This is a genomic window from Rhodopseudomonas sp. P1 (genome assembly GCF_039642825.1).
Lineage (GTDB): Bacteria > Pseudomonadota > Alphaproteobacteria > Rhizobiales > Xanthobacteraceae > Rhodopseudomonas > Rhodopseudomonas palustris_H.
In genome coordinates this window covers 47,208-70,963 of sequence record NZ_CP088006.1, presented here as the reverse complement: position 1 = coordinate 70,963, position 23,756 = coordinate 47,208, and the positions used below count along the sequence as shown (strand labels likewise).

25 protein-coding genes and 2 tRNA genes are annotated in these 23,756 nt (G+C 64.8%); 15 read left to right on the top strand and 12 right to left on the bottom strand.

All coding sequences use genetic code 11. The features are described from left to right. Positions 1-59: 59 nt before the first annotated feature. Complete coding sequence (gene cmk, locus LRC39_RS00340; RefSeq protein ID WP_164637388.1) at positions 60-698, bottom strand: (d)CMP kinase; 639 nt, start codon at positions 696-698, stop codon at positions 60-62. 154 nt (positions 699-852) lie between these two features. On the opposite strand from cmk, the gene LRC39_RS00335 reads away from it, so the two are divergent. Beyond that, on the top strand, positions 853-1,527 hold the full coding sequence (locus LRC39_RS00335) for a lysophospholipid acyltransferase family protein (protein WP_013499910.1): 675 nt from the start codon (positions 853-855) through the stop codon (positions 1,525-1,527). Between the two features lie 3 nt (positions 1,528-1,530). On the opposite strand, the gene aroA is transcribed toward LRC39_RS00335, so the two are convergent. Continuing rightward, the gene (gene aroA, locus LRC39_RS00330; RefSeq protein WP_346295981.1) at positions 1,531-2,868 is read right to left on the bottom strand and encodes a 3-phosphoshikimate 1-carboxyvinyltransferase; all 1,338 of its coding nucleotides are present in this window, start codon (positions 2,866-2,868) and stop codon (positions 1,531-1,533) included. Between the two features lie 142 nt (positions 2,869-3,010). On the opposite strand from aroA, the gene LRC39_RS00325 reads away from it, so the two are divergent. The 10 genes from LRC39_RS00325 (at position 3,011) to LRC39_RS00280 (ending at position 10,654) form a co-directional block, all read left to right on the top strand. Further along, positions 3,011-3,415 carry a TIGR02300 family protein gene (locus LRC39_RS00325; protein WP_346295980.1) on the top strand — a complete coding sequence of 135 codons (405 nt, stop codon included), beginning with the start codon at positions 3,011-3,013 and terminating at the stop codon, positions 3,413-3,415. 70 nt (positions 3,416-3,485) lie between these two features. Then, positions 3,486-3,561 (top strand) — tRNA-Ala (locus tag LRC39_RS00320). 157 nt (positions 3,562-3,718) lie between these two features. Further along, the gene (locus tag LRC39_RS00315) at positions 3,719-3,955 is read left to right on the top strand and encodes a GIY-YIG nuclease family protein (RefSeq protein WP_346295979.1); all 237 of its coding nucleotides are present in this window, start codon (positions 3,719-3,721) and stop codon (positions 3,953-3,955) included. A 45-nt stretch (positions 3,956-4,000) separates the two neighbouring features. Next, positions 4,001-5,206: a CaiB/BaiF CoA transferase family protein gene (locus LRC39_RS00310; RefSeq protein ID WP_346295978.1), complete on the top strand. Its 1,206-nt coding sequence runs from the start codon at positions 4,001-4,003 to the stop codon at positions 5,204-5,206. A gap of 229 nt (positions 5,207-5,435) precedes the next feature. Then, positions 5,436-6,764, top strand: coding sequence for a sn-glycerol-3-phosphate ABC transporter substrate-binding protein UgpB (gene ugpB, locus LRC39_RS00305; RefSeq protein WP_107342331.1), 1,329 nt, complete (start codon positions 5,436-5,438; stop codon positions 6,762-6,764). 167 nt (positions 6,765-6,931) lie between these two features. After that, positions 6,932-7,813, top strand: a complete 882-nt coding sequence (gene ugpA / locus LRC39_RS00300; RefSeq protein WP_264053776.1) for a sn-glycerol-3-phosphate ABC transporter permease UgpA — start codon at positions 6,932-6,934, stop codon at positions 7,811-7,813. Next, a complete protein-coding gene (ugpE, locus tag LRC39_RS00295) occupies positions 7,813-8,661 on the top strand; it encodes a sn-glycerol-3-phosphate ABC transporter permease UgpE (protein ID WP_164571480.1) in 849 nt (282 codons plus the stop codon). The genes ugpA and ugpE overlap by 1 nt, the downstream gene beginning before the upstream one ends. A 5-nt stretch (positions 8,662-8,666) precedes the next feature. After that, positions 8,667-9,758, top strand: coding sequence for a sn-glycerol-3-phosphate import ATP-binding protein UgpC (locus LRC39_RS00290; protein WP_346295977.1), 1,092 nt, complete (start codon positions 8,667-8,669; stop codon positions 9,756-9,758). A 153-nt stretch (positions 9,759-9,911) separates the two neighbouring features. Further along, positions 9,912-10,337 carry an Hsp20 family protein gene (locus LRC39_RS00285; protein ID WP_011155625.1) on the top strand — a complete coding sequence of 142 codons (426 nt, stop codon included), beginning with the start codon at positions 9,912-9,914 and terminating at the stop codon, positions 10,335-10,337. 50 nt (positions 10,338-10,387) lie between these two features. Then, positions 10,388-10,654 (top strand): DUF1150 family protein, encoded by a 267-nt coding sequence (locus LRC39_RS00280; protein WP_107342327.1) that lies wholly within the window; start codon positions 10,388-10,390, stop codon positions 10,652-10,654. 304 nt (positions 10,655-10,958) lie between these two features. Here the strand turns inward: LRC39_RS00280 and ptsN are convergent, their stop codons facing one another. The 8 genes from ptsN to LRC39_RS00240 all read right to left on the bottom strand — a co-directional run bounded on the left by ptsN (position 10,959) and on the right by LRC39_RS00240 (position 17,851). Next, positions 10,959-11,420, bottom strand: coding sequence for a PTS IIA-like nitrogen regulatory protein PtsN (gene ptsN / locus LRC39_RS00275; protein WP_107342326.1), 462 nt, complete (start codon positions 11,418-11,420; stop codon positions 10,959-10,961). A 274-nt stretch (positions 11,421-11,694) separates the two neighbouring features. Then, complete coding sequence (hpf, locus tag LRC39_RS00270; RefSeq protein ID WP_107342325.1) at positions 11,695-12,300, bottom strand: ribosome hibernation-promoting factor, HPF/YfiA family; 606 nt, start codon at positions 12,298-12,300, stop codon at positions 11,695-11,697. Positions 12,301-12,357: 57 nt separating this feature from the next. After that, positions 12,358-14,004: an RNA polymerase factor sigma-54 gene (gene rpoN / locus LRC39_RS00265; protein WP_346295976.1), complete on the bottom strand. Its 1,647-nt coding sequence runs from the start codon at positions 14,002-14,004 to the stop codon at positions 12,358-12,360. A 205-nt stretch (positions 14,005-14,209) separates the two neighbouring features. After that, positions 14,210-15,172: an LPS export ABC transporter ATP-binding protein gene (gene lptB / locus LRC39_RS00260; protein ID WP_346295975.1), complete on the bottom strand. Its 963-nt coding sequence runs from the start codon at positions 15,170-15,172 to the stop codon at positions 14,210-14,212. 167 nt (positions 15,173-15,339) lie between these two features. Beyond that, positions 15,340-16,005 carry an LptA/OstA family protein gene (locus tag LRC39_RS00255; protein ID WP_346295974.1) on the bottom strand — a complete coding sequence of 222 codons (666 nt, stop codon included), beginning with the start codon at positions 16,003-16,005 and terminating at the stop codon, positions 15,340-15,342. Between the two features lie 8 nt (positions 16,006-16,013). Continuing rightward, positions 16,014-16,754, bottom strand: a complete 741-nt coding sequence (gene lptC / locus LRC39_RS00250; RefSeq protein ID WP_346295973.1) for an LPS export ABC transporter periplasmic protein LptC — start codon at positions 16,752-16,754, stop codon at positions 16,014-16,016. 229 nt (positions 16,755-16,983) lie between these two features. Then, complete coding sequence (locus LRC39_RS00245; protein ID WP_107353692.1) at positions 16,984-17,598, bottom strand: ribonuclease D; 615 nt, start codon at positions 17,596-17,598, stop codon at positions 16,984-16,986. A 168-nt stretch (positions 17,599-17,766) separates the two neighbouring features. Then, positions 17,767-17,851, bottom strand: a tRNA-Leu gene (locus tag LRC39_RS00240). Between the two features lie 160 nt (positions 17,852-18,011). On the opposite strand from LRC39_RS00240, the gene LRC39_RS00235 reads away from it, so the two are divergent. Continuing rightward, positions 18,012-18,977 (top strand): complex I NDUFA9 subunit family protein, encoded by a 966-nt coding sequence (locus tag LRC39_RS00235; protein ID WP_346295972.1) that lies wholly within the window; start codon positions 18,012-18,014, stop codon positions 18,975-18,977. A gap of 49 nt (positions 18,978-19,026) precedes the next feature. On the opposite strand, the gene LRC39_RS00230 is transcribed toward LRC39_RS00235, so the two are convergent. Further along, complete coding sequence (locus LRC39_RS00230) at positions 19,027-19,833, bottom strand: undecaprenyl-diphosphate phosphatase (protein WP_107353690.1); 807 nt, start codon at positions 19,831-19,833, stop codon at positions 19,027-19,029. Between the two features lie 199 nt (positions 19,834-20,032). On the opposite strand from LRC39_RS00230, the gene LRC39_RS00225 reads away from it, so the two are divergent. Continuing rightward, the gene (locus LRC39_RS00225; protein ID WP_107342317.1) at positions 20,033-20,725 is read left to right on the top strand and encodes a glutathione S-transferase family protein; all 693 of its coding nucleotides are present in this window, start codon (positions 20,033-20,035) and stop codon (positions 20,723-20,725) included. Beyond that, positions 20,674-21,882: a tRNA epoxyqueuosine(34) reductase QueG gene (queG, locus tag LRC39_RS00220; protein WP_346295971.1), complete on the top strand. Its 1,209-nt coding sequence runs from the start codon at positions 20,674-20,676 to the stop codon at positions 21,880-21,882. The genes LRC39_RS00225 and queG overlap by 52 nt, the downstream gene beginning before the upstream one ends. A gap of 157 nt (positions 21,883-22,039) precedes the next feature. On the opposite strand, the gene LRC39_RS00215 is transcribed toward queG, so the two are convergent. Next, the gene (locus LRC39_RS00215; RefSeq protein ID WP_346295970.1) at positions 22,040-22,825 is read right to left on the bottom strand and encodes an alpha/beta hydrolase; all 786 of its coding nucleotides are present in this window, start codon (positions 22,823-22,825) and stop codon (positions 22,040-22,042) included. 320 nt (positions 22,826-23,145) lie between these two features. On the opposite strand from LRC39_RS00215, the gene infC reads away from it, so the two are divergent. Next, positions 23,146-23,685, top strand: coding sequence for a translation initiation factor IF-3 (gene infC / locus LRC39_RS00210; RefSeq protein WP_107342314.1), 540 nt, complete (start codon positions 23,146-23,148; stop codon positions 23,683-23,685). Positions 23,686-23,756 lie beyond the last annotated feature (71 nt).

Below are 23,756 nucleotides of genomic sequence, written 5' to 3'. Positions count from 1 at the left end.
CCATCGCGGCGGTGGCGGCGGAGCGGGCGAACCTCCAATGACGGCGTCGGTTTGGTCGATTAGACCCGACGCCGGCCCGCTCGAACGGCCTCGACAATGTCGATGGCGGCCCGGACGCCGCCTTCTATATCCAAATAGGAATTATCGAGCAAGACTGCATCCGGTGCTTGCTTGAGCGGCGCCGCCGAGCGGCTCTTGTCGCGTTCGTCGCGCTTGATGATGTCGGCCAGGATCACCGCCTCGTCGGCGGGCTCGCCGCGGGACTGGGCTTCCAGGAAGCGGCGGTGGGCGCGAACCTCGGGCGAGGCGACCACGAAGATCTTCACCTCGGCGTCGGGACAGATCACTGTGCCGATGTCGCGGCCATCCAGCACGGCGCCGGGCGGCGCGGCGGCGAAAGCCTGCTGGAACTCGACCAGGGCGGCGCGAACTTGCGGATGGGCCGACACCACCGAGGCGGCTTCGCCGACCGCGTGGCTCTTCAGCGCCGGATCGTCGAACCGCGCCGGGTCGAGCGTGCGCGCGACCTCGGCGGCGCGCGCCTCGTCGGTGAGGTTGGCGCCGGCGTCCAACATCGCCTTGGCGACCGCGCGGTAGATCACGCCGGTATCAAGATGCCTGAGGCCGTAATGTGCGGCCAGCCGCTTGGCGAGCGTGCCTTTGCCCGATGCGGCCGGTCCGTCGATGGCGATGATCATTCTCTTGTGCATTCCAATTGGCTTGGTGAGCCTTTACGGCGGCGGGCGTCCCGACGAGGTTTTGCAGGCGTGAACGAGTGGGTATAAACCCGCGATCCGCCGAAGCCAGCCTCGTTGGCGATTTCCTATCAATCTCTGCCCGGACCCTTCCTGGATGGCCACGCCCGCTTTCGTCAAACGCATTACGCGATCGGATGCGGTCCTGTCGCTCGGCGTCAACTTCTCCAAGATCTATTTTAAGTTCGTGATGTGGACCGGTCGATACGACCGGCAGGCCGCTCCGATCCCGGAGCCTTACATCCTGGCGATGTGGCACGGGCGGCTGATCATGGCGCCGATGCTGCAGACCAAGAGCAAGCCGCTGGTCGCGCTGATCAGCGGGCATCGCGACGGTAAGATCATCTCCCGGGTCGGGGCAGCTTTCGGGATTCAGACCGCGGTCGGTTCGTCCTCGCGCGGCGGCATGCGGGCGGCGCGCGAAATGATGCGGCTCGGAAAGTCCGGCCACAGCCTGTTCGTCACGCCTGACGGTCCGCGCGGTCCGCGGATGCGCATCAACAGCGAGGGCGTTCTCGACATGGCGCGGCTGACCGGGCTGCCGATCCTGCCAGTCTCAGTCAGCCTGTCTCGTCACAAGCTGCTTCGGAGCTGGGATCGGCTGATGCTGCCCGGGCTTTTTGCCAAGGTCGCGATCCGGTTCGGCGAGCCGATCACTGTCGAGGCGGGCTCGCCGACCGCAGAGATCGCAGAGCGGCTGCAGGCGGCTCTGACCGCCGCCCAGAACGAAACCGACCGGATCGTCGGCCTTCAGCCGGTCGAAGCGGCCTGAGGCTCAGCCGAATTCGGCACCGAGCCGCTGCATCATCGGAACGAAGTCCGGGAAGCTGGTGGCGATGAAGGCGGTGTCGTCGACCGTCACCGGCTTGTCCGAAGCGAGGCCCATCGCGAGCGCCGACATCGCGATGCGATGATCCATGTGGGTGGCGACCACGCCGCCGCCCGGCACATGGCCCTTGCCTTCGACGATCAGATCGTCGCCGGCGATCTCGACCGCGACGCCATTGACCCGCAGCATCGCCGCCGTCGCTTCCAGCCGGTCGCTTTCCTTGACCCGCAATTCGTGCAGGCCGCGCATCACGGTGGTGCCCTCGGCGAACGCAGCGGCGACCGCCAGCACCAGATACTCGTCGATCATCGACGGCGCCCGCTCCGGCGGCACCTCGACGCCCTTCAGCTTCGATCCGCGCACGCGGAAACGGGCCATCGGCTCGCCGGCATCGCCCCGGATGTCGCTGTCCTCGATCGAGGCGCCCATCTCGCGCAGCGTCGTGATCAGGCCCGTGCGCAGCGGGTTGGTCATCACGTCGGTCAGTTCGATGTCGGAGCCGGGCACCACCAATGCCGCCACCATCGGGAAGGCGGCCGACGATGGATCGGCCGGCACCACCACCGGGGCGCCGCGCAATTCGGGTTGGCCGGTTAATGAAATCTTACGGCCATGGGCACCTTCGGCCTCGGTGACGATCGTGGCGCCGAAATGCTGCAGCATCAGCTCGGTATGATCGCGGCTGGCTTCGGCCTCAATCACCGTCGTGACGCCGGGCGCCGACAGGCCGGCGAGCAGCACCGCGGATTTGATCTGCGCCGACGGCACCGGGGTGCGGTACAGAATCGGCAGCGGATCGCGGGCGCCCTGCAGGGCCAGCGGCAATCGGCCGCCCTCACTGCTCGACACCACTTTGGCGCCCATCAGCTCCAGGGGATCGACGATTCGCCGCATCGGCCGGCTGCGCAGCGACGCATCGCCGTCGAACGTCGCCAGGATCGGCGATCCGGCGACTGCGCCCATCGCCAGCCGGCAGCCGGTGCCCGAATTGCCGAAATCCAGCGGGGCTTCCGGTGTGGCGAAGCCGGCGACGCCGACGCCGTGCACGCGCCATTCGCAGTCGCCGGTGCGCTCGACCTTGGCGCCCAGGGCGCGCATCGCCTTGGCGGTGTTGAGAACGTCCTCGCCCTCGAGCAGGCCGGAGATTCGGGTCTCGCCGACCGCCAGCGCGCCGAGAATCAGCGCCCGGTGCGAAATCGACTTGTCGCCCGGGACGCGCGCGGTGCCGTGCAATGCGCCGCTCTTGCGCGCCTGCAGCGGCGTCGGCTGGTTCGAATCAGTCAAGATTGTGGTCCCTCGCGGCTGCGGGTGATTCGGCCTGGCATTGCGGCCGTCCTCGCGGCCTTCGGCATAAACCGCTATTGACAGCGGCGTGCCAACTAGCCAAGTGAAGCACCGTTTTTCAAGAAATCCCAAGGTTGCACAAGTGGCGAAATCCGATCTCGGAACCAAACGCATTTGCCCGACGACGGGCAAAAAGTTCTACGATCTGAACAAGAATCCCGTGATCTCGCCCTACACCGGCGAGGTGGTGCCGATTGCACCGGTTACGGCGCCGCGCACCCGTGCGGATCAGCGCGCCCCTGTTGGCGCGGATACGGAAGCCCCCGAGGCGATGGAAGCCGAAGAGCTGGTGTCGCTGGAAGAGGCCGATGCCGAGGAGAACTCCGGCAAGGTCAAGGCCGTGGTGCCGGAATCCGAGGACGACATCGAAATCGACGAGGCGATCGACGACGATGACGACGATTCGACCTTCATCGCCGATGAAGAAGAAGAGGATGAAGACGTCACGGACATCATTGGTGACGTTTCTGGCGATGAGGAGACTTGAGATCGTCGCCGATATGTGATCAACGATTGCCGCGCGGCCGATTTTGATTTGCGCCGCGCACCCAGGGTAAGGGGCCATAGCTCAGCTGGGAGAGCGCTTGCATGGCATGCAAGAGGTCGGCGGTTCGATCCCGCCTGGCTCCACCATCCTTCGCTTGCTTCGCAAGCTTCGGCTCGGCAAGCCGACCACCCCATCGACGCGAAGCAAGAGAAGGATGCCGCGGCGTAGCCCGCAGGGCGAAGCCGGGCTAAATTCGCTTCATTGTCTCGAATCGATTTCGAGCGCCTTAGCGCGGGGTGCTCAATGAAATACGTCTACATTCTTCAAAGCGAAGTTTCTGAGCACTTCTACGTCGGCATCACTGACAATCTGCCTGCGCGGATTGGTAAGCATAACGCCGGCGAAGTCCCGCATACGTCGAAATTCCGCCCTTGGAAGCTGAAGACGTATGTTGCTTTCAGCGACACCCGTCAGGCGGTTGCTTTTGAGAAGTACCTTAAGTCCGCTTCAGGCCGTGCGTTTGCCAAGAAGCGCCTTTGAGAGTTAAGTTCTCCGCTCCTGCAAAGCTTCGGTAAGAAAGCCCTTATGACCTCTGCATCGATGCCCGGCGCGATCGCCGGATTGCGTGTAATCGATCTGACCCGCGTGCTTGGCGGGCCCTACTGCACCCAAATCCTCGCCGACCACGGCGCCAACGTCATCAAGGTCGAACCGCCGGCCGGCGACGAGGTGCGCGACTGGGGGCCTCCGTTCCATGACGAGGACGCGGCGTATTTTCTCGGCGTGAATCGCAACAAGCGTTCGATCGGCCTCGATCTCGCGTCGCCCGGCGGGCGCGAGGTGCTGTTGAAGATGCTCGAAGGCGCCGACGTGCTGATCGAGAACTTCAAGCCCGGCACGCTCGACAAATGGGGCCTCTCCAACGAGGTGATTCGCGAGAAGTTTCCGCGGCTGGTGCATTGCCGGATTTCGGGCTTCGGCGCCGATGGCCCGCGCGGCGGCAACCCCGGCTATGACGCCATCATCCAGGCGATGACCGGCATGATCGCCGCGACCGGCTCGCCGGAGAGCGGACCGGTGCGAATCGGTGTGCCGCTGGTCGACATCACCACCGGCCTGTATGCGACCATTGGTATCCTGATGGCGCTGGCGGAGCGTGAGCGCTCCGGCAAGGGCCAGTTCGTGGAGACCACGCTGTACGAAACCGGTCTCGCGATCATGCATCCGCATACCGCGAACTATTTCCTGCATGGCAAGCCGCCGGCGCTGACCGGCAACGAGCACCCGAACCTGGTGCCGTATTCGACCTTCAACGCCCGCGACGGCCAGATCTTCACCGGCGTCGGCAATGACGGCACGTTCCGCAAGCTGTGCAAGGAAATCGGCAAGCCGGAGCTCGGTACCGATCCGCGCTTCGCGCGCAACAAGGACCGCATCGCCAACCGCGCTGCGCTCCGCGCCGAACTCGAGGCGGTGTTCAGCCAGCACGATGCGGTGCCGCTGTGCGACCGGCTGCTCAATGCCGGCTTGCCCGCCGGCCCGGTGCAGTCGATCGACAAGGCGCTGACCAGTCCCCACACCGCCTACCGCGGCGATGTGATCGAGAAGGATTGGTACAAGGGCGTTGCCTCGCCGATCCGGTTCGAGCGCACCAAGGCGAGCCTGCGCGGCCTGCCGCCGACGTTCAGCCAGCACGCCAACGAAGTGCTCGGCGAGTTCGGCTATTCGGCGGACGACATCGCCAAGCTGAAGGCCGACGGCATCGTCAGCGGCCCCGAGCGCAAACGCTGATGAGGACGGCGCCGGCCGCGATGCCGGCGCCGTTCATTCTGCTCTCGCTACGCACCCAGCTGCAATTACCGCAGTGCAGGAACTCTTGCACTGCATCATAAGCTGTTGCGACGACAGCGATGCCGCCGCTTCCTCCCCGGCGGTGCCTCGCTTATACGGTCATGTGTCTGTCATCGCGCACTGCTACGCGCGCCCACCACGACAGCACGTGCCCAACCGGGAGGTTTTCATGGCATTTCGATCCTTTGGCCTGACCGCGGCCGCCGCGACGGCGATCGCCGCGACGCTGGCGATGGCTGCGCCGGCATATGCGGTCACCGAAATTCAGTGGTGGCACGCGATGACCGGCGGCAACAACGATGTCATCGTCAAGCTGGCCAATGACTTCAATGCCGCGCAGAGCGACTACAAGGTGGTGCCGACCTACAAGGGTGGCTACGCCGATACCATGAACGCCGGCATCGCCGCGTTCCGCGCCGGCAACGCGCCGCACATCCTGCAGGTGTTCGAAGTCGGCACCGCCACCATGATGGCGGCGACCGGCGCCGTGAAGCCGGTCTACAAATTGATGCAGGAAACCGGCGAGCCGTTCGACCCGAAGGCGTATCTACCGGCGATCACCGGCTACTACTCGACCTCCAAGGGCGAGATGCTGTCGTTCCCGTTCAACTCGTCCTCGATGGTGATGTGGGTCAATCTCGACGCGCTGAAGAAGGCCGACATCGCCGAGATTCCGAAGACTTGGCCCGAGGTGTTCGAAGACGCCAAGAAGCTGAAGGCTGCCGGCTACGCCACCTGCGGCTTCTCCACCGCCTGGGTCACCTGGGCCAATCTCGAGCAGCTCTCGGCCTGGCACAACGTGCCGCTGGCCAGCAAGGCCAACGGTCTCGACGGCTTCGATACCAAGCTCGAATTCAACGGCCCGGTTCAGCTCAAGCATCTGCAGAAGCTGATCGAACTGCAGAAGGACAAGACCTACGACTATTCCGGCCGCACCAACACCGGCGAGGGCCGCTTCACCTCGGGTGAGTGCCCGCTGTTCCTGACCTCGTCGGGCTTCTTCGGCAACGTCAAGTCGCAGGCCAAGTTCAACTGGACCAACGCGCCGATGCCCTACTATCCGGACGTCAAGGGCGCGCCGCAGAATTCGATCATCGGCGGCGCTTCGCTATGGGTGATGGGCGGCAAGAACGCCGCCGAGTACAAGGGCGTCGCCAAGTTCCTGGCGTTCCTGTCCGATACCGATCGCCAGGTCGCGATCCACAAGGCCTCGGGCTACCTGCCGATCACCAAGGCGGCCTACGAGAAGGCCAAGGCGGACGGCTTCTACAACGAGCAGCCGTATCTCGAAACCCCGATCAAGGAATTGACCAACAAGCCGCCGACCGAGAATTCGCGCGGCCTGCGGCTCGGCAACATGGTGCAGCTCCGCGAACTGTGGGCCGAGGAGATCGAGCAGGCGCTGGCCGGCAAGAAGACCGCCCAGCAGGCGCTCGACGCCGCCGTCGAACGCGGCAACGCCATGCTGCGGCAGTTCGAGAAGACGGCGGTGAGGTAAGCACCGTTACCCCTGGCGTCATGCCCCGCGAAGGCGGGGCACCCAGTATTCCAGAGCGTTGCGATTTGAACGGCAACGACATGGAGTACTGGGTCGCCCGGTCAAGCCGGGCGACGACGGACAGGATGCTTGTCGAGTCTTCCGGCCACAGGTAAGCAACTCGTCACATGCTCAAGCAGGCCGTCTTCCAGTCCAAGTTCCTGCCCTATCTGCTGGTCCTGCCGCAGCTCGTGGTGGTGCTGGTGTTCTTCTATTGGCCGGCCGTGCAGGCAGTGATCCAGTCGTTCCTGCTACAGGACGCCTTCGGCCTGTCGACCGTGTTCGTCTGGTTCGACAATTATCGCGAGCTGCTCGACCAGCCCGACTACTTCGCCGCGATCATCCGGACCTTCGTCTTCTCCTTCGCGATCGCGCTGTCGTCGCTGTCGCTGGCGCTGCTGCTGGCGGTGATGGCGGACCGGCCTCTCCGCGGCTCGACATTCTACCGCACCATGCTGATCTGGCCCTACGCGGTGGCGCCGCCGGTGGTCGGCGTGCTGTGGGTATTCATGCTCAATCCGTCGCTCGGCGTGATCGCGCACGGGCTGCGCGCGCTCGGCGTCGACTGGAACCCGCTGCTCGATGGTGATCAGGCGGCGCTATTGATCGTGCTCGCGGCGGCCTGGAAGCAGATCTCCTACAACTTCCTGTTCTTCCTCGCCGGGCTGCAGGCGATTCCGTCCAGCGTGATCGAGGCGGCCGCGATCGACGGCGCCCGGCCGATGCGCCGGTTCTGGACCATCATCTTCCCGCTGCTGTCGCCGACCATCTTCTTCCTGGTGATCGTCAACGTCGTGTACGCGTTCTTCGACACCTTCGGTATCATCGACACCATGACCCGCGGCGGTCCGGCGAAGGCGACCGAAACGCTGGTCTACAAGGTGTATCAGGACGGCCTGCTCGGCTCGAACCTCGGCAGTTCGGCGGCTCAGTCGGTGATTCTGATGGCGATCGTGATCGCGCTGACGGCGATCCAGTTCCGCTTCGTCGAGCGCAAGGTGAATTACTGATGGTCGAGCATCGGAAGTTCGGAAATCTGGTGCCGCATCTGATCCTGTGGATCGGCGTCGCGATCGTGGCCTTCCCGGTCTATCTGGCGTTCGTCGCCTCGACCCAGGACAACGCCACCATCGCCAACGGCCAGATGTCGCTGCTGCCCGGCGGCCACTTCCTGGAAACCTATTACAAGACCATCTTCGTCGGCTCCTCCGGCACCACCCGCGAGCCGGTCGCCAGCATGCTGTTCAACTCCTTCGTGATGGCGATGTCGATCGCGCTCGGCAAGATCGCGATCTCGATCATCTCCGCCTATGCGATCGTGTATTTCCGGTTTCCGTTCCGGATGACGATCTTCTGGCTGATCTTCATTACCCTGATGCTGCCGGTCGAGGTCCGGATCTATCCGACCTACAAAATCGCCGCGGACCTCAATCTGCTCGACAGTTACGCCGGGCTGGCGCTGCCGCTGATCGCGTCGGCGACCGCGACGCTGCTGTTCCGACAGTTCTTCATGACGGTGCCGGACGAACTGTTGGAGGCGTCGCGGATCGACGGGGCCGGGCCGCTGCGATTCTTCTGGGATACGCTGCTGCCGCTGTCGCGCACCAACATGGCGGCGCTATTCGTGATCTTGTTCATCCTCGGCTGGAATCAATATCTCTGGCCGCTGCTGATCACCACGCGCGACGACATGCAGACCATCCAGATCGGTATCCGCAAGATGATCGTCACCTCGGATGCGCTGACCGAGTGGCCAGTGGTAATGGCGACCGCCGTTCTGGCGATGCTGCCGCCGGTCGCCGTGGTGGTGCTGATGCAGAAACTGTTCGTGCGCGGACTGGTCGAGACGGAGAAGTAGCAACAGTGGCCAACGTCGTTCTCCGCTCTGTCCGCAAGACCTATCCGGGTGGTTTTGAGGCAATTAAAGGCGTCGATTTCGAAGTCGGCGACGGCCAGTTCTGCGTGCTGGTCGGGCCGAGCGGCTGCGGCAAGTCGACCCTGCTGCGAATGATCGCGGGGCTCGAAACCGTCACCGGCGGCGAGATCGGCATCGGGGATCGCGTCGTCAACGACGTCGAGCCGGCCGATCGCGACATCGCGATGGTGTTCCAGAACTACGCGCTCTACCCGCACATGACCGTGTACAACAACATGGCGTACGGCCTGCGCAACCGCGGCATGGCCAAGGCGGAAATCGACGCGCGGGTGCAGGAAGCGGCGCGCATCCTCGAACTCGGTCCGATGCTGGCCCGAAAGCCGCGGCAATTGTCCGGCGGCCAGCGCCAGCGGGTGGCGATGGGCCGTGCCATCGTGCGGCATCCCAAGGTATTTCTGTTCGACGAGCCGCTCTCCAATCTCGACGCCAAGCTGCGGGTCGCGATGCGGGTCGAGATCCGCAAGCTGCAGCGCCGGCTTGCCACCACGGCGATCTACGTCACCCACGACCAGCTCGAGGCGATGACGCTCGCCGACATGCTGGTGGTGATGAACGCCGGCCAAGTCGAACAGATCGGCTCGCCGCTCGACGTCTATGCCAAGCCGGCGACGACCTTTGTGGCCTCGTTCATTGGCGCTCCGCCGATGAACCTGCTGACCCTGGCAGACGATCTGCGGAGCCAGCTCGGTGGTGCGCCGGCGGAGGCGGGTATTCTCGGCGTCCGCCCTGAGGACCTCGTCATCGACCCAGGAGGGGCAGCTGATGGCGGGCTGGCGCTCGATATCACCGTCGAGGCGATCGAGCGGGTCGGGCCGGAGACGTTCGTCTACGGGGCCCGCGCAGGCCATGAGGCGCGGCCGGTGGTCGCTGGAAAGCCTGGCGAAGGGGCCGGCGGGGACATCATCGTCCGGATTCCCGGCCAGGTCGCGCCGGCGGTCGGAGAGCGCATTACGGTCGCGGCGCCGCCGCACAGCCTGCATCTGTTTTCCGCCGACGGGCGCCGCCGGATTGCCGGCTAGCCGGCCGTAAGCTACTGGTGGAATTCGCTGTTCTGGCCTTCTTGAACAGTTCTTTTGCACTGCCCATATTGGTTTGGACTGGACGGCGAGGTGCCGGACGGTCGATGGGGTGCCGCAAGGACCCCCTCAAAGTCGCTTCGAGAGGACTTTGTGATGTCTCGTGTTCCTTCGTTATCTAGTCCCTTCCTGCTGGGATTCGACGAGATCGAGCGTGCGCTCGACCGCGTCGTCAAAGGCGCCGACGGGTACCCCCCGTACAACATCGAACGGTGCGAACGCAGCAACGGCGATCCCGAAAAGCTGCGCATCACACTGGCGGTGGCTGGATTCACCCGCGATCAACTCGATGTCACAGTTGAGGAAAATCAATTGGTGATCCGGGGCCGGCAGCAGGATGACAAGACTCGGCAATACATCCACCGCGGCATTGCCGCGCGTCACTTCCAGCGGACGTTCGTGCTGGCCGACGGGATGCAGGTGTTGGGTGCGGACCTGAAAAACGGGTTGTTGTCCATCGACCTGATCCGGCCTGAGCCGGAAAGGGTCATTAAGACAATCGCCATCACCGAACACGAATAATGGAACGAGTAGCGGACTCGACCGCTTAGTCTCCTAGAGGAGTCGAGACCATGACTGAAGCTGGTACTACGCTTGAAAATGTGGGCGTCACGCCGGAAGCGCTGGCGCATCTGGGCGAAGGCCACATCGCCTATGTGAAGCAGATCCGCTCCGAAGACGTACCTGGGTTATTCCCGCAGGCGCCGCAGATCGCACCGGGCCTCAAGCTGTTCGCGCTGCATTCGGCCGATGGCACGCCGATCATGCTCACCGACAGCCGTGAAGCGGCGATCGCGAATGCCTGGAGCCAGGAACTGCAGGCCGTCAGCGTCCACTAAGCGCTGACTGAAGAAGACGGTTACGCGACGCGGGGGTCCGGTGACGGCCCCCGCGCCCGCTGGATGCTCATCAGCGGCGCTGAGGCGCCCCAGCAAGCAACCGCAGCGCGTTGCATTGCTCACGTTCCCACATCGATAGTAACGCGATCTCGTGCCGATGCCGTCGCGGCTCAGCGACGTTGGAGCTCGTACGAGTAACCGCAGCGCCTGAACCAGTTTCGGTCCGGTGCCGAGGGCTCATTCTGCTTTCAGTGTAATGCCTTCGCGAAGCTCGCGGGCTGGCGGCCAGCAATATGCCGCGCTGTTAAGCCGCGGTGGCCGGCGGCAGCGCCAGCACCGAGTAGATTGCATGGGCGTCGCGAGAGGCACGCAGCTTCTTGGCGACGTCCTGGTCACGCAACAGCCGGGCGATCCGCGCCAGCGCCTTGAGGTGGTCGGCGCCGGCACCTTCGGGCGCCAGCAGCAGGAAGATCAGGTCGACCGGCTGGCCGTCCATCGCTTCGAAATCGATCGGACGTTCCAGCCGCGCGAACAGCCCAAACAGCTTTTCCAGCTTCGGCAGCTTGCCGTGCGGAATTGCCACCCCGTAGCCGACCGCGGTGGTGCCGAGCTTCTCGCGCTGCAGCAGCACTTCGAAGATCGAGCGCTCGTTCTGACCGGTGAGTTCAGCGGCGCGCGCCGCGAGTTCCTGCAGCGCCTGCTTCTTGCTGATCACCTTGAGCGCCGGGATGACGGCCTCGGGCGCGACAAGATCCGTAATCGTCATCAGGCGTTCCGGGGGTGTTGGTGCGGTCCGGGTGAAATAGGACGGCGGTGGGTTGCGTCAAGCGTTCGATCTGAGAAGCGCCGCGCGATTTCCTGATCGCGGCTAAAACGCTTCTGAAATCATGATCCTAACTTAAGTCTAGCATTCCTGCCGGCGGCCGTAAAATGCCGTCGGCGGTCCGCCGAAAAGCGGCGGACCATAGGCAGAGCGTTGCACGGGCGTCAATGCCTCGCGGAGGTTCCGCTTGCGGCTTTCCCGCGAGGCAATGCGCGGATCAGTTCGTGCCGTTCAGCACCGGCGGGTCGATCCAGCCGATATTGCCGTCGGCGCGACGATAAATGATGTTCACGCGGCCCGAGCTGCCGTGCTGGAACACCACCACGGGTGCGCCGGTGAGATCGAGCTCGACCACCGCCTCGCTCACCGACAGCCGCTTCATCGCGGTGGTGGCCTCGGCGATGATCACCGGGTTGTAGGCGTCCTCGTGATGCTCTTCGTCGCCGGGTGCTTCGATCACGTAGCTGGCCGCGTCCACCGGCGTGCCGAGCTCGGCGAGTGCGTTGGCCTCGGCGTGAGCCTTGCGGGCCGAACGATCCTTCAGGCGGCTCTTGTAGCGGCGCAGGCGCTTCTCGATCTGGACCAGCGCCTGATCGGCGCTGACATAGGCGTCGGCGGCATTCGACTCGGCTTCAAGCGTGATGCCGGAATCGAGGTGCAGCGCACAATCGGTGCGGAAGCCGAAACCGTCTTTGCTGAGCGTGAAGTGCCCCGAATAATTCCCATCGAAATACTTGCGCAGCACCTCCTCGGTGCGTTCGCTCACGCGGCTGCGCAGCGCTTCGCCGATGCTGATGCTTTTGCCGGATATCCGGATGGTCATGGCAGTGCCTCGATTCACATGTGGGGAGGTGAGTCTAGTCAGAGCAGGGCGACGCAATCAAGCTGGGGCTGTGTCGCGGGAGCGGCTCGCGGCCGCAGACGGCGTGCCCAGCATGTTCTGCTTGTCGCGACGGCGCTGCACTGAAGAGGGAATGCGCATCGCTTCGCGATATTTCGCGACGGTGCGACGCGCGATGTCGATGCCGGCCTCGCGCAGACGTTCGACGATCGTATCATCCGACAGGATTGCTGACGGATCTTCACTGTCGATCAGTTGGCGAATCTGGTGCCGCACCGCTTCGGCCGAATGCGCTTCGCCGCCGTCGGCGGAAGCGATCGACGCAGTGAAGAAATACTTAAGCTCGAAAGTGCCGCGGTTGGTCGCCATGTATTTGTTGGCGGTGACCCGCGACACCGTCGATTCGTGCATCTGAATTGCGTCGGCCACGGCTTTCAGATTCAGCGGCCGCAGATGCTTGACGCCGTGGGTGAAGAAACCGTCCTGCTGGCGCACGATCTCGGTCGCCACCTTGAGGATGGTGCGGGCGCGCTGATCGAGCGCGCGCACCAGCCAGGTGGCGTTCTGCAGACAGTCGGAGAAGTACGACTTGTCGCCGTCCTTGCGGATCGTCTTCGACAGCTCCGAATAATACGACTGGTTGACCAGCACCTTCGGCAGCGTGTCGCTGTTGAGTTCGACCAGCCAGCCGCCGTCGGGGCCGGGCCGGACGAACACGTCAGGCACAATGGTCTGCACCCGCGACGAGCCGAACTTCAGGCCCGGCTTCGGATCGAGGTGACGGATCTCGCCGATCATGTCGACGAGGTCTTCGTCGTCGACGCCGCAGATCTTGCGCAAGCTTGCAACGTCGCGCTTGGCGAGCAGGTCGAGGTGTTCGACCAGCGCCTGCATCGCCGGGTCGTAGCGATCGCGCTCCCGCAACTGGATGGCGAGGCATTCGCTCAAGTTGCGCGCGCAGATCCCGGGCGGGTCGAAGGTCTGCAGCACCTGCACGACCGCTTCGACGTCGTCCTGACTGGCGCCGAGCCGTTCGGCGGCATCGCCGAGATCGGCCGGCAGGTAGCCGGCGTCGTCGACGAGGTCGATCAGGTACTGTCCGATCAGCCGCTGCGACGGCGTCGTGACCGCAACCGCGAGCTGTTCGGCGAGATGGTCGGCCAGCGAAGTCTCGGCCGCCACGAAGGCTTCGAGATTGTAGCCTTCATCCGACGACGCTCCGCCGCCCCATTCAGTATAGGAGGCCGGCGCGCTGTCCTGCGCGGCGCGGGCCGCAGCTTCGGCGGGCTCTTCGGGAAAAACGTTCTCCATGCCGGTATCGAGCGTCTGCTCGATATCGCTCCGGCTGCCGAGATCGCGGTGCATCCATTCTTCGGTGCCTGGCTCGAACGCGCCGGCGGCCGCGGGGTCGGTGAAATCCGAAGAACCCTCGCCGCCGAAATCCTCGCCGCTGCTTGCACCGAACTCGCTGCCGCCCTCGGCGCCTTCCGCCGTGGCTTCACCGGCCACCGGCGGTTCCGCATTGTCGCCGGCGCGATCGAGCAACGGGTTCTTCTCGATCTCATCCTCGACGAAAGCCGCGAGGTCGAGATTCGACAACTGAAGCAGCTTGATCGCCTGCATCAGTTGCGGGGTCATCACCAGAGACTGGGTCTGACGAAATTCGAGACGTTGCGACAGCGCCATGGTGGCCAGAAACGGTAGTTGGTCCGTTTCTTGCTTACGCCTTTCCGGAGCGGTTGTACACGCCTTGACGGATGGGAAATTTGGAGTAGAGGCGCCGGCCCTTTGGGCGGAATATCTTTGCGGTATCTAAGTAGTTCTGATCGCGCCTCACGATCAAGCCGGTAGCGGTAATCATGGACCCGCCGGCTCTAAACCGCAACCGGCTTCACAGCCGGAATTCTTCGCCAAGGTAAAGCCGGCGCACATCCGGATCGTTGACGATGTCTTCGGGCGTACCTTCGGTCAGGATCTCGCCCGCATAGACGATGTAGGCGCGATCGGTGAGGCCGAGCGTTTCGCGAACGTTGTGATCGGTGATCAGCACGCCGATGCCGCGATTGGTCAGGTGTCGCACCAGGTCCTGAATGTCGCCGACCGCGATCGGGTCGATACCGGCGAACGGCTCGTCGAGCAGCATGTAGTTCGGGCGGCTGGCGAGTGCGCGGGCGATTTCGACGCGGCGGCGTTCACCGCCCGACAGCGCGATTGACGGTGATTTGCGCAGCCGTTCGATGTTGAATTCCTGCAACAGATTGTCGAGCTGCGCTTCGCGCTTGCGCTTGTCCGGCTCGACCGCTTCCAGCACCGCGCGGATGTTCTGCTCGACGGTGAGGCCGCGGAAGATCGAGGCTTCCTGCGGCAGGTAACCGATACCGAGCCGGGCGCGCTGATACATCGGCAGCTTGGTGACGTCGTGGCCGTCGAGTTCGATCGCGCCGTTGTCGGCCTTGATCAGCCCGGTGATCATGTAGAACACGGTGGTCTTGCCGGCGCCGTTGGGGCCGAGCAGGCCGACCGCTTCACCGCGGCGAACATAGATGCTGACGCCGCGCACGATCTTGCGGGTGCCGAAGCTCTTCTCGACGCCGTGCACCGCCAAGTAACTGGATGCCGGTGCGGCCTGCGGCGCAGCCGCCTGCGGGGCGACGGTGCGGCGCGGTGCTGCAGCCGCGGCCGGTTGTCGCGGCGGAGCCGCGTACGACTCGCTGCGTGCGATCGGCGGTGCGTCGCGCACCGGCGTAGCGAGCAGATCGCCGACGTCGTCGCTGTATCCGGTAATGTCGTTGCGCGCGCTGCCGAACCCGGGAGCTTTCGGGCGCCGACGGAACATGCCGCGAAGATCCACCATGCGCTACCGAACCTGTCCCGTGAGGTGCGCCCCCGCAAGGCTCGCGGTGACGTCATTGGCGTTTGCCGAGGCCGTGCGGACGCGGCAAAGCGACGCTTCGCCGGCGCTGTTACAGGCGGCCGCCGTCCGGTTCAACACTCGCGGTGCGTGCTGGTGATCCGGTACGATCACTTCGGCTTGCCCGAACTGGTCGGCGGGCCGAGCGGCAGCGGACCGCCGCCATTCGCGCCCGAGGATTGAAACAGGCCCTGCACCCGGCCGCTGTCCGATTCCACGCGCGACACGCCGGTGGTCATGTCGACCAGCAGCCGGTCGCCGCGCACCACGTTGCGGGCCTGGGTCAGCACCACGTTGCCGGTCATCGTCACCAGGTTGGTCTTGGTCTCGAACACCGCCTTGTCGCCGGTGACGACCTGATCCTTCTGGGTGACCACGACATGGCCCTTGGCTTCGAGTCGCCGGATCGAGGAGGCGCCGTCCGGGCCCGGCGCGGCCGCCGGCATCGGCTTGCCCTTGGCGCCCTTCGCCGGAGTCTGATCCTGGTCGTAGAACACCACCAGCGTCTGCGACGTCATGGTGGTGTCGCCCTGCACGACTTTGACGTTGCCGGTGAAGGTCGCTTCCTTGTTCTTGTCGCGCACTTCCAGGGTGTCGGATTCGATCTGGATCGGCTTGTCGCGGTTCTGCGAGAAGCCCTGCATCGCGTTGGGCACGCCCTGCACGGCGCTCTGCGCCGCCGCCGGCACCGTGCCAGCAACCGACAGAGCAACCAGCGCGGCACTGGCCAGCGCGGCCGGGCCACGAAGCCGGCGAAACCAAAAAGCAATGTGCATTGTCGAGATCACCTCGCGACGGCCCGCTGGCCGGAATTGGGAGCCGCCCGCGACTTGGTCGGGGCGGGCGGCGGCGCGGGCTGCGCGGCGGGCGCCGGCTCTCCGAGCGAGGCGTTGTCGATGTTCATCACCACGCCGCCTTCGAACCGGATCAGGTCGCCCTTTTCGGTAATCCGCATCCGCTGGCCGCGCAGCGTGCCGCCGTCCCATTTGACGTCTACCGGCGAGTCGGAGGTGACGGTGCCTTTGCCCATGTCGATGTCGGCCTGGGTCATCCAGGCCTCAGTGCCGGTCGAATTGTGCAGATAGACGTCCTTGTTCAGCTTCAAAAGCTGCGCCTTGGTCTCAAACTGGCCTTCGCGCGACTCGATGATGACGGTGGACTGGTCCTCCGACTGCACCTTGGCGCGCAGCGTGTGCAGATCGACGTGGTCCTGGCTGGTCAGATCCTGGGTGGCGGTGCGGGCCCACATCTCGTAGGGGCGGCCGTCATTGGTGAAGCCGGCCAGATGCGGCGACTCCATCGTGATCTTGGTGCCCGAAACCACCAGGTCGCCGACGTCGATCGGCAATTTCGACAGATAGCGGAACGGGTTGAACACCGAGATCGCGATGATCACGGCCATCGACAACACCACGACCAGCGGCACGGCGAGCCGCAGCGTGCGCACCAAACGGCTGTGGCGCGCCGCTGCCGCGAAGCGCGCCTCCATTCCGGTCTGATAGGACGACAACTGAACCGCTGTCACCGCTGCTCCCGAGCTCGTCTCGCGCGTGTTACGGAGCCGTGCGCTCCGTCCTCCGGAGCGCCGCTTCGAACGCGGTCTCCAGTCTGCAATACATCCTTAAGCTTATCTTAATCACCCCGGCAGGGGAGGGCCATGGCAGGCCCCGGCCCATCAGACCGAGGAGTATGACCGAAACGCGGCGCAGAGTGCCGCTCGACCGCAGGAACCGCCGGGCGGGCCGTCCAGCCGGTCACGAATGAGCGAAAATGTCCTCTTCGCTCCAGCCGTCGAGGTCGAGCCGGGCGCGGACTGGCAGGAAGCCGAAGCAGGCGGCCGCCAGCTCGGTGCGATTCTCCCGCGCCAGCATGGTGTCGAGCTTGTCGCGCAGCGCGTGCAGGTGGAGCACGTCGGAAGCGGCGTAAGCGAGCTGCGCGTCGGTCAGGGTATCGGCGCCCCAGTCGCTGGACTGCTGTTGCTTCGACAGATCGACGCCGAGCAGTTCGCGCACCAGGTCCTTCAGGCCATGCCGGTCGGTGTAGGTGCGAGTCAGACGCGAGGCGATCTTGGTGCAGTACACCGGTTGCGGCATCACGCCGAACGCCTTGTACAGCGCCGCCAGATCGAATCGGGCGAAGTGGAAGATCTTCACCACGGCCGGATCGCCGAGCAGCTTCTTCAGGTTCGGCGCATCGGTCGACCCCTGCGGGATCTGCACCACATCGGCGCTGCCGTCGCCGTTCGACAATTGCACCACGCACAGCCGGTCGCGATGCGGATGCAGCCCCATCGTCTCGGTGTCGATCGCCACCGAATTTGTATAGCGGGAAAGATCCGGCAGGTCGCCGCGATGCAGGCGGATCGTCATGTGTCGCAAACCTTTGGGCCATGGAGGAGAGCGCCGAACGCCCCGAATCGGCAGCCCAACCTATCGCCCCGATCCGCGCGACGCGAGGGGCGGCGCCACCTTGCGGTGGACGTCTCGAACCGATGTCGATGTGAAGAGATGCGGATACGAGAAGAAGGGCGTGGGCAATGGTGCCCAGGAGAGGACTCGAACCTCCACGGTGTTACCCACTGGTACCTGAAACCAGCGCGTCTACCAATTCCGCCACCTGGGCCCGGGGCGCTTGATAGGGAGGCGTTACGGAAAAGTCAAATGGCTTCCGCCAACCAAATCCGCTGTACACCGGAAGGTTGATGGCGTAACGCGAAACCGCCAGAATGTCCGCGAATTCCCGGACGTCTAAAGACGCTCCTCCGCGATCAGGATCAGCCCGCATGACTTCGAATATCGACACGCTCGTCACGGTTTTCGGTGGCTCCGGCTTCCTCGGCCGGCACGTCGTCAGCGCGCTGGCGCGGCGCGACTATCGGATTCGGGTCGCGGTGCGCCGGCCGGAGCTCTCTGGGCATCTGCAGCCGCTCGGCCGCGTCGGCCAGATCCACGCCGTGCAGGCGAATCTGCGTTACCCCGAATCGGTCGCGGCGGCGATGCGCGGCGCGCATGTGGCGGTCAACCTGGTCGGCATTCTCGCCGAAGGCGGCGCGCAGAAGTTCGACGCAGTGCAGGGCAGCGGCGCCGCCAACGTGGCGCAGGCCGCGGCGGCCGCCGGCGCCCGGATGGTGCATGTCTCGGCGATCGGCGCCGATCCGAACTCGCCCGCCCGCTACGCCCGCAGCAAGGCGGCCGGCGAACAAGCGGTGCTCGCCGCCGTTCCGCAGGCCACCATCTTCCGTCCGTCGGTGGTGTTCGGTCCCGAAGATCAGTTCACCAATCGATTCGCGGCGTTGGCGCGGTTGTTGCCGGTGTTGCCGCTGGTCGGGGCCGATACCAAGCTGCAGCCGGTCTATGTCGGCGATGTTGCGACCGCGATCGCCGATGCGGTCGACGGTCTGGCCAAGCCGGGCGCGACCTACGAACTCGGCGGCCCGGAACAGCTGACGATGCGCGAAATCATGCGCATCATTCTGCAGACCACCGATCGCAATCCGCTGCTGGTGCCGCTGCCGTTCGGCCTCGCCAGCCTGCAGGCGATGCTGCTGCAGTTCGCGCCGGGCGCCTTCAAGCTGACGCCCGATCAGGTGCGGATGCTCGAGGTCGACAACGTGGTGTCGGAAGCTGCCAAGTCGGCCGGGCTGACGCTGCAGGGCCTCGGCATTCAGCCCGATTCGCTGCAGGCGATCGTGCCGTCCTATCTGTGGCGGTTCCGCAAGACCGGCCAGTTCGCGCGCAAGACCGCGTAAGCGAACCGCAGCGGCGTCCGTCAAGGACGCCGCGTTCCGAGAGAGTTTGTTACCGCCCCAGCGCCAGCGCGATCAGGCCGAGCGTGCCGACGATCACGCGCCACCAGGCGAACAGCTCGAAGCCGTGGCGGGTGACGTAGCTGAGGAAGGTCTTCACCACGATGATCGCGGTGATGAACGACACCACGAAGCCGATCGCCACGATGATCAGGTTGTCGGCGGTCATGTCGGCGTGGTTCTTGTAGAGATCGTAGACGAACGCGCCGAGCATCGTCGGGATCGCCAGGAAGAACGAGAATTCGGCCGCCGAGCGCTTGTCGGTGCCGAGCAGCATCGCCGCCACAATGCTGGCGCCGGAGCGCGACACGCCCGGGATCATCGCGGTGCACTGTGCGCAGCCGATATAGAAATAGGTCAGCAGCGGGAACGCGGTGGCATCGTGATAGCGCGGCTTCAGGTCGAGCTGGTCGACCCACAGCAGGATCGCGCCGCCGACGATCAGCGAAAAGCACACCACCCACGGATTGAACAGGTAGTGCTTGATATAGCCGCCGAACGCCGCGCCGATCACCGCTGCCGGGAGAAACGCCACCAGCACCCCGATGACGAAACGGCGAGCGTTGGCATCGGTGAACATGCCGAGCGCGATTCGCCACAATTTCACGAAATACAGCGCCAGAATTGCCAGGATCGCTCCGAGCTGGATCAGCACCGCGAAGCTCTTCCAGAAGTTGCCTTCGCCGAGATTGAAGAACCGCTCCGCCAGCAACAGGTGGCCGGTCGAAGATACCGGCAGGAATTCAGTGACACCCTCGACGATGCCGAGAATGACGGCTCTGATGATATCGATGAGCATGGAATTGTCCGCTGCAAGGGATCGGGCGCCCGCGAGGCCGGACCTTGTCGCCTATTCCCCAAGGGGTCGCAACGTCAAAAATGCGCCTTTCGGTGCCTTGCGTCCGCGTCGCATGAGACTAGTTTGGCCGCCTCCCGAAGAGCCTTTTCGATGCGATCCGCCACGGTTTGTTAAGCTCTTCGAAACTATCTAGGTCAGCATGTACACCCTGTTCCACCACCCGTTCTGCCCGCTGTCGCGGTTCATCCGCCTTGCGCTCGGCGAACACGGTCTCGATCTCAGGTTGGTGGAGGAGCGGTCCTGGGAGCGGCGAACGGCCTTCCTGGCGCTCAATCCGGCGGGAACCACGCCGGTCCTGGTCGCAGAGGGGCGCCCCCCGATTCCCGGCGCCGGTGTGATCGCCGAGTTCCTCGACGAAGTGCACGGCGTTGAAATGGGTGACCGGCGGCTGCTGCCGCAGTCCACCGCCGAACGCATCGAAGTGCGGCGACTGCTGTCGTGGTTCAATGACAAGTTTTTCGAAGAGGCCTCCGGCCCGCTGATGACCGAGCGCATCTACAAGCGCTTCATGAGCGAAGAGGACGGCGGCGGGCCGCCGGCGATGGACGTGATCCGCGCCGCCAACGCCAATGTGCGCTATCATCTGGCCTATATCGGCTGGCTGGCGCGCACCCGGAACTTTCTCGCCGGCGATCGCATGACCTATGCGGATCTCGCCGCCGCGGCACACCTGTCGGCGATCGACTATCTGGGCGACGTGCCATGGATCGAGGACGAGGCGGCAAAGGCCTGGTACGCGCGGATCAAATCGCGCCCCTCGTTCCGTCCGCTGCTGAGCGAATGGCTCGCAGGCGTGCCGGCGTCGCGGACCTACGTGGATCTGGATTTCTGACCTTCGCCGACGGACAGCCCGCATCGGCCGCACCCGGCGATGCGTTGAAGGCGGAAATCGCCGACCAGGCACGCGCGCTCGGCTTTGATGCGTTCGGAATTTGCGCGCCGGACTCGATCCCCGAAGCACCGGCACGACTGCGCGCGTTTCTCGACGCCGGTTATCACGGCGACATGGCCTGGCTTGCCGATCGTCCCGAGCGCCGCTCCGATCCGCGGGTGATGTGGAGCGAAGTCCGAAGCGTCATCCTGCTCGGCTTCAATTATGGTCCTGATACCGATCCGCGCGCCGTGCTGACGCGAAAGGATCGCGGTGCGATCTCGGTCTATGCGCAGGGCGACGATTATCACGATGTCATCAAGGCCCGGCTGAAGCAGTTCGCGCGCTGGCTGGTCGCCACCGCCGGCGGCGACGTCAAGGTGTTCATCGATACCGCAGCGGTGATGGAAAAGCCGCTGGCGCAGGCCGCTGGCCTCGGCTGGCAGGGCCGGCACACCAATCTGGTGTCGAAAGGCCGCGGGTCCTGGATGTTTCTCGGCGCGGTGTTCACCACGCTCGATCTGCCGCGGGATGCGGCCGAGCACGATCATTGCGGCTCGTGCCGCGCCTGCCTGGACGCCTGTCCGACCGGCGCGTTTCCGGCGCCGTATCAGCTCGATGCCCGGCGCTGCATCTCGTATCTGACGATCGAACACAAAGGCCCGATCCCGCGCGAGTTTCGCGCGCGCCTCGGCAACCGGATCTACGGCTGCGACGATTGTCTCGCCGCCTGCCCCTGGAACAAGTTCGCCCAGGCCGGGCGCGAGGCCAAGCTCGCCGCCCGCGACGGCTTGCGCGCGCCGGCGCTCGGTGAGTTGGTGGCGCTCGATGACCCATCATTCCGGGCGCTGTTCACCAAATCACCGGTCAAGCGCATCGGCCGCGACCGCTTCATCCGCAACGTGCTGATCGCGATTGGCAATTCGGGCCATGGCGAGCTGGCGCCGGAGGCCGAGCGGCTGCTCGCCGATCCGAGCCCGACGATCCGCGGTGCTGCGGCTTGGGCGCTGGGGCAGCTTCTGCGGCCGGAGCGCTTCGCGGCCCTGAAGGCGGCGCATCTTGCAGCCGAGGCCGATGACGGCGTGCGGGCGGAGTGGGGCGGGGTCGCTGCTGAGTAGGGCGCTACCCCCCAACAGATCGTCATCCCTCGCGAAGGCGAGGGATCCAGTATCCCAGGGCGCCCACGACCCGATCTCTCTGGAATACTGGTTCGCCCGCCTGCGCGGGCGATGACGACTTATGATGCGGCTGGGCGACGCCGGGCGGCCCCTGCCGTCAGCTGATCTCCTCGACCGCGGCCAGCATCCGGGCGATGTCCTGCGGGCGGCTGAGCCGGTGGTCGCCGTCCTGGATCATGGTCAGGACCACGTCGTCGGTCGGCAGCCGCTCCGCCAGCTCGAAGGCGTGGCGCCACGGCACGTCTTCGTCCTGTTTGCCTTGCAGGATGCGCACCGGGCAGCCGACCTCGATCATGCCGCCGAGCACGAGGTGATTGCGGCCGTCTTCGATCAACGCCTTGGTGATCGGGTAGGGCTCGCCGTATTCCGAGGGGCGATGCCAGACGCCCTTGGTTTCGATCTCGGCGCGAATCTCGGGGGAAAACCCCTTCCACATCAGCGCTTCGGTAAAATCCGGCGCCGGCGCGATCAGCACCAATCCGGCCAGCTTGGCGGCCGACTCGCCGCCGCGGCGGCGCAGGGCGCGGGCCAGCAGCAGCGCCATCCAGCCGCCCATCGAGGAGCCGACCACGATTTGCGGACCGCGCGCGTAGGCGTCGAACACCGCCAGGCTTTCTTCCAGCCAGCGGCCGATGGTGCCGTCGGCGAAGCTGCCGGAGGACTCGCCATGGCCGGAATAATCGAACCGGACGCAGGCGCGGCCGCGCGCTTCGGCCCATTGGTCGAGCGCGGTCGCCTTGGTGCCGGTCATGTCGGAGTTGAAGCCGCCGAGCCAAAACAGCCCAGGGGAGGTGCCCGGCCGGGGGCGGACCGCAATCCGCCGCGCCGCAGCGCCATCGCCCACGGTGATGAAGTCCGGCGCCGGTTCGGATGGTTTTGTCATGGATCAACAACCTCGTTGCCGGGTTGGTTTGCAGTACACGGCGAGGCGCCGTCAATGCCGGCGCCTCAGGGCGTAGCGCGACGGAAGCCGCGCGGCGAATTGGCCGGCTTTGCGTTTATGCGGAAGTCGGCTTGCCGCTCGGCGGTTCTTCCGCCACACTGCGCGCGGATCAAAAAGGGCATTGACCCTGGTATCGACGCTGAGTGGTTTTGCGTCGGATCGCGCTTCGACCTATATGAAGCGCGCGGATCCGACCAGCAGCCGTACCTGCCTCGATCCCATCGTTCGCCGTCAACGTTCACAAGTGTGGAGAAGAACCCATTCGCCGTCCCAACAGAGCGCCGCCCCCCGTAGCCAAGGACGGGCCGCGCACCAACGATGAAATCCGCAATTTCGAGATCCAGCTGATCGACCAGACCGGTGTGAACCAGGGCAAGGTCGAGACCATTGTCGCGATCAAAATGGCAATGGACGCAGGCATGGATCTGGTCGAGATTTCGCCGACCTCGTCGCCGCCGGTCTGTAAGATCATGGACTACGGCAAGTACAAGTATTCGGCGCAGAAGAAGGCCGCCGAGGCGCGCAAGAAGCAAAAGATCGTCGAGATCAAGGAGATCAAGCTCCGCCCGATGATCGACGACCACGATTACAACGTGAAGATGAAGGCGATGCTGCGCTTCTTCGAGGAAGGCGACAAGGTCAAGATCACCTTGCGCTATCGGGGACGCGAAATGGCTCACCAGGAGATCGGCACCAAGCTGCTCGAAAAGGTGAAGAACGACGTCGCTGAAATCGCCAAGGTCGAGCAGGACCCCCGCTTCGAAGGCCGTCAGGTCGTGATGGTGCTGGCGCCGCGCTGACGCGGATCCGGGTTTTCGATTTCAGAACGAACAAGGCCCGCCAGCGATCTGACGGGCCTTTTTCTTTGCCG

Bases quoted from the DNA above. Each gene is read 5' to 3' on its own strand.
- cmk (WP_164637388.1), bottom strand. From the start codon at position 698: ATGATCATCGCCATCGACGGACCGGCCGCATCGGGCAAAGGCACGCTC.
- LRC39_RS00335 (WP_013499910.1), top strand. From the start codon at position 853: ATGGCCACGCCCGCTTTCGTCAAACGCATTACGCGATCGGATGCGGTC.
- LRC39_RS00315 (WP_346295979.1), top strand. From the start codon at position 3,719: ATGAAATACGTCTACATTCTTCAAAGCGAAGTTTCTGAGCACTTCTAC.
- LRC39_RS00310 (WP_346295978.1), top strand. From the start codon at position 4,001: ATGACCTCTGCATCGATGCCCGGCGCGATCGCCGGATTGCGTGTAATC.
- ugpB (WP_107342331.1), top strand. From the start codon at position 5,436: ATGGCATTTCGATCCTTTGGCCTGACCGCGGCCGCCGCGACGGCGATC.
- ugpA (WP_264053776.1), top strand. From the start codon at position 6,932: ATGCTCAAGCAGGCCGTCTTCCAGTCCAAGTTCCTGCCCTATCTGCTG.
- ugpE (WP_164571480.1), top strand. From the start codon at position 7,813: ATGGTCGAGCATCGGAAGTTCGGAAATCTGGTGCCGCATCTGATCCTG.
- LRC39_RS00285 (WP_011155625.1), top strand. From the start codon at position 9,912: ATGTCTCGTGTTCCTTCGTTATCTAGTCCCTTCCTGCTGGGATTCGAC.
- LRC39_RS00280 (WP_107342327.1), top strand. From the start codon at position 10,388: ATGACTGAAGCTGGTACTACGCTTGAAAATGTGGGCGTCACGCCGGAA.
- ptsN (WP_107342326.1), bottom strand. From the start codon at position 11,420: ATGACGATTACGGATCTTGTCGCGCCCGAGGCCGTCATCCCGGCGCTC.
- hpf (WP_107342325.1), bottom strand. From the start codon at position 12,300: ATGACCATCCGGATATCCGGCAAAAGCATCAGCATCGGCGAAGCGCTG.
- rpoN (WP_346295976.1), bottom strand. From the start codon at position 14,004: ATGGCGCTGTCGCAACGTCTCGAATTTCGTCAGACCCAGTCTCTGGTG.
- lptB (WP_346295975.1), bottom strand. From the start codon at position 15,172: ATGGTGGATCTTCGCGGCATGTTCCGTCGGCGCCCGAAAGCTCCCGGG.
- LRC39_RS00255 (WP_346295974.1), bottom strand. From the start codon at position 16,005: ATGCACATTGCTTTTTGGTTTCGCCGGCTTCGTGGCCCGGCCGCGCTG.
- LRC39_RS00245 (WP_107353692.1), bottom strand. From the start codon at position 17,598: ATGACGATCCGCCTGCATCGCGGCGACCTGCCGGATCTTTCCCGCTAT.
- LRC39_RS00235 (WP_346295972.1), top strand. From the start codon at position 18,012: ATGACTTCGAATATCGACACGCTCGTCACGGTTTTCGGTGGCTCCGGC.
- LRC39_RS00230 (WP_107353690.1), bottom strand. From the start codon at position 19,833: ATGCTCATCGATATCATCAGAGCCGTCATTCTCGGCATCGTCGAGGGT.
- LRC39_RS00225 (WP_107342317.1), top strand. From the start codon at position 20,033: ATGTACACCCTGTTCCACCACCCGTTCTGCCCGCTGTCGCGGTTCATC.
- queG (WP_346295971.1), top strand. From the start codon at position 20,674: ATGGCTCGCAGGCGTGCCGGCGTCGCGGACCTACGTGGATCTGGATTT.
- LRC39_RS00215 (WP_346295970.1), bottom strand. From the start codon at position 22,825: ATGACAAAACCATCCGAACCGGCGCCGGACTTCATCACCGTGGGCGAT.